We start from the raw sequence: 528 nt of genomic DNA, 5'->3' as shown, positions 1-528 counted from the left end.
CCCCCCCCCAGGAGCAGTCGTGTCAAAGCGGCGGGAAACCGGTTGACGCCGCTCCAACTCAGCCCCCACAGCACCAGAATCAGCGTCAGCGGGACCATCACAATCATGCCCGGCGCCTCCTCCGCGGTCATCGTCCCCTCCCAGAGGACAAGCACCATGCCCAGGAGAAAGCCCAGTCCGGTAATCAAAATCCATATGCCGGGGAGTATCAGAAGTTTGCCCAACAAAGTCCTTCTTCTGCTCTTCCCCAGCACTTTTCCGTATTCCAAAACCAGCCGCCAGGTAAAATAGCCCTCCTGGTCCACAGAAAACAGCATTTTGTCACCTCCCGGCCTTTGAAATTGAGAATTTACGGCGGCAGCCGCCCAGCCCCTTCCTGCAAATGGGTCTCTCCTGTGCGCACACCGGGGCGGGGGATGGGCCCTGCGGAGCAGGGCCTACAAGCGGCGCCGCCGCTTGCCCCCTTTGGCAAAGGGGGTGGAAAGATTATCATATGAAGTGCAACACAAGAAAAAAGGGAGGACAACA

Annotated in this window: 1 protein-coding gene; it reads right to left on the bottom strand. The window is 58.5% G+C overall.

The window, feature by feature from the left end:
* Positions 1-317: hypothetical protein (locus tag D1646_RS13605; RefSeq protein WP_160636977.1), on the bottom strand; the 317-nt coding region annotated here is incomplete at its 3' end.
* Positions 318-528: the final 211 nt, after the last annotated feature.

The organism is Pseudoflavonifractor sp. 60, from assembly GCF_009911645.1.
Taxonomy (GTDB): domain Bacteria; phylum Bacillota; class Clostridia; order Oscillospirales; family Oscillospiraceae; genus Lawsonibacter.
The sequence above is the reverse complement of the archived record's forward strand: the minus strand, read 5'-3'. Positions and strand labels throughout refer to the sequence as shown.